The organism is Halomonas sp. BM-2019, assembly GCF_017584085.1.
Genome location: NZ_CP071922.1, coordinates 556,031 through 558,906, shown reverse-complemented (window position 1 = coordinate 558,906; position 2,876 = coordinate 556,031). Strand labels below are relative to the sequence as shown.

General features: G+C 51.7%; 5 protein-coding genes. 1 reads left to right on the top strand and 4 read right to left on the bottom strand.

Features of this window, described 5'->3' with window-relative positions; genetic code table 11:
• Window positions 1–255: hypothetical protein (locus tag J5F18_RS02840; RefSeq protein ID WP_346300838.1), on the bottom strand; the 255-nt coding region annotated here is incomplete at its 3' end.
• Window positions 256–533: 278 nt separating this feature from the next.
• On the opposite strand from J5F18_RS02840, the gene J5F18_RS02835 reads away from it, so the two are divergent.
• Window positions 534–998 (top strand): tRNA (cytidine(34)-2'-O)-methyltransferase, encoded by a 465-nt coding sequence (locus J5F18_RS02835; protein WP_346300837.1) that lies wholly within the window; start codon window positions 534–536, stop codon window positions 996–998.
• Here the strand turns inward: J5F18_RS02835 and J5F18_RS02830 are convergent.
• From J5F18_RS02830 to J5F18_RS02820, 3 genes are all read right to left on the bottom strand, one after another.
• Window positions 995–2,029 carry an alpha/beta fold hydrolase gene (locus tag J5F18_RS02830; protein ID WP_346300836.1) on the bottom strand — a complete coding sequence of 345 codons (1,035 nt, stop codon included), beginning with the start codon at window positions 2,027–2,029 and terminating at the stop codon, window positions 995–997. The two genes, J5F18_RS02835 and J5F18_RS02830, sit on opposite strands and share 4 nt — an antisense overlap.
• 110 nt (window positions 2,030–2,139) lie before the next feature.
• A complete protein-coding gene (locus J5F18_RS02825) occupies window positions 2,140–2,376 on the bottom strand; it encodes a sensor histidine kinase (RefSeq protein WP_346300835.1) in 237 nt (78 codons plus the stop codon).
• On the bottom strand, window positions 2,342–2,876 hold a 535-nt coding region (locus J5F18_RS02820), incomplete at its 5' end, for a HAMP domain-containing sensor histidine kinase (RefSeq protein WP_346300834.1). The genes J5F18_RS02820 and J5F18_RS02825, both read right to left, overlap by 35 nt.

Sequence of the window (2,876 nt, the reverse complement as noted above, 5' to 3'; positions counted from 1 at the left end):
GACAATCGAGTAGACCGCCAATGTCATGAAAGCTACACCGAGCACGACCAGAATGATGGAGTGGCGACGCGCGGCAATTAAAAAGGCGATGCCTGTGATCAACACCGCTACCGGCGTGCGCAGGGCGATTATATCGATGAGCGTTTGTTGCGTGACACTGAAGTGAAAAAAGCTCCCGATAATACCCAGCATCACCGCGGTTAACGCAGCAAAGTAATAAGCAGCACTGGCAGCAGTTCGGGAGTTATACGTCACAGTAGGTACATCATCCTTCGTCGGTTGCGACAACTTGCGTCACTTTTTGCTATTCAACAGGAAAAAAGTGGACTAGACAACCTTTGATTTACAAAATTTAACGAACGTTATTCTTAGGCACTCGTTCTTACCAATTCTATCGGCAAGGGGGTGCAAAACTTCAGCTTTAGCTGACTAATTCAGGCTATAATTCCCAGCTATTTTGCTAAGTCATTCTGCTGGCGATTAATTTCGTAAAGAATTTAGTGCCGGGTTGCGCCCAGCGTTAGGAGAAAAGCATGTTCCACCTTGTTTTGCACACGCCTGTAATGCCTGCGAATACCGGTAATGTCATTCGCCTGGCAGCGAATAACGGCTGTACCTTGCATTTAATTGAACCGCTGGGTTTTGATTTTGAAGAGAAGAAATTGCGCCGGGCGGGTTTGGATTATCATGACTTAAGTCGCGTCGAGCGTTATCCAAATTTTGCTGCGTTTGCGGCCAAATTTTCGGGGCATCGCATTTTTGCTATCACGACGAAGGGCACGGTGAATTATACCGACGCGCCATTCCAAGCGGGCGATGTATTGCTTTTTGGTTCAGAAACCAGCGGTTTGCCACCGGAAGTGATGGAACAAATCGCGCCTGAACAGCGCTTGCGGGTGCCGATGATGCCGAATAATCGTTCGCTGAATCTGTCCAACACGGTCGCTTTGGTCAGCTATGAAGCGTGGCGCCAGCTCGACTTTGTCGGCGGAAATTAAGCTTCATCCTGAAAGTAATCGAGGATAGCCTGCATCGCCGGGTTCCGAATGGCGTCCGTTTCCATCAAAATTTCATGTTTGGCGCCAGCAACCGGAAGTAGGTTACTTTGCGGGTGCGGCAATTGGTCGATAAAGCGCTTTTGCGGTTCAGTGGCGACGATGATGTCTTGATCACCTTGAAGCAATAGCACGGGTATCTCAACTCTGCTGGCGAGTCGGACGACTTCGTCAGCGGCAGCAACCCCTTCAGCAACCCAATGATTGGTCGGCCCACCGACTTTAATCGCCGGTAAATCCGTATACATTTGTGAGAACCAATCATAGCGCGTTTCGCTATGGGTAAGGCGGTTAATCGCGAAGGGCTCGGTGGCGTAATCGCCCGTGCCAGGGGCATACCAATAGCGTTTTGGCGACATCAGCTGGTTCAGTGCAGCGAGCGACCGAGTCATGGGTTTTGCTAGCCACAGCGGCCACGGCGCGGTGTTAATTCCCATCATCGGCGCACTTAACGCTGCTTTGCTAAATGGCGAAGGCTGGTATTTTTTGCGCCCAGCCACTTGCTGCAAGTAAGTCATGGCAATCGCGCCACCCATCGAGTGCGCCAGTAAAAAGACGTTCTTGTTTTCAAACTGTTCCTGCAGATACTCAAGCCATTCAGCGAAGTCTTCTGCGTAGTCGATAAAGCGGCCGACATGGCCTTGCTGCGGGTTTGGCGTTAAGCGACTGGAATGGCCTTGACCACGGTGGTCGATCATCGCCACCGCATAGCCGGCAGCAACTAATTCAAGCGCCACTTCCTGATATTTTATATAGGACTCGACCCGACCTGGAGAAATGACCACCCAAGCAATCGCCTCGTTTGGACGACACAAGCCATAATGGATTTCTTTGCCGTCACGGCTGATAAATTCAGCATGCTCAATGTGTCGATAGAAACGTGTAAGACTGTTCAATGACCATTGCGACCATGCCGGATCCGTATCCGCCGGCCGTTCAGCCAAAACCTCACCCGCTAATTGACACAAATCCATAACCCTTCCTTTTCAGTAACTTACCTTTCCGGCTCGGAGCCGGAATGCGTATTGCGGCTCCGAGCCGGAATGTTTTTGCGATTGTACGTGATTGCGGTGGGATGACAAGATTAGCGCGGGAAGCTGACGGTGATTTCGAGGCCACCTTCGGGGTGGTTGCGGGCGTGAATGTCGCCGTCGAGAATGGCGACTGCGCGCTGACAAAGCGCTAGCCCGAGTCCGACGCCGGCACCGTGGTGTCGTGATGGGTCGCCGCGATAGAAGGGTTCGAACAGCTTCGCCAGCTTTTCTTCAGGTGCGCCGGGGCCGTGATCACGAAACCTCAACCGTGCCGTCTTGCGGGCCATATTGAAACGCGTTACGCACCAAGTTCTCAACGATCATCCGCAATAGCACCGGGTCCGTTGCAACACGCGGTAGTTCATTGGTCGGCAAGGTAATTTGCCCTTGCCACTGGTCATCACCTAGTTGGGCAATATAGAAATAGTCCAGATCGTCTTTCAATTCCTCGAGGAGCTTCACCACATCCACTTCGTCTTTGACCAGCTTCTCGAGGCCATTTTCCAAGCGCGATAACCACAAAATCGAGTCAATAATAGTGCCCAAGCGATAGATGTCTTTGTGCAGTTGTTTGAAATTACGATTCTGACGCAACTCTGGCGTTTCCAATAAGTCGAGAGCCACTTGCAAGCGGCCGACTGGCGAACGCAGTTCATGCGAGACGTCACTTAACAAACGGCGCTGAGCGTCACGCGAGGTCGCGAGATCCAAGGCCGTACGTTTTAATGTTCGCGCCAGCTCACCTAACTCATCACGACGGCGTGGTAGACGTTTTAGATTAGGCTCC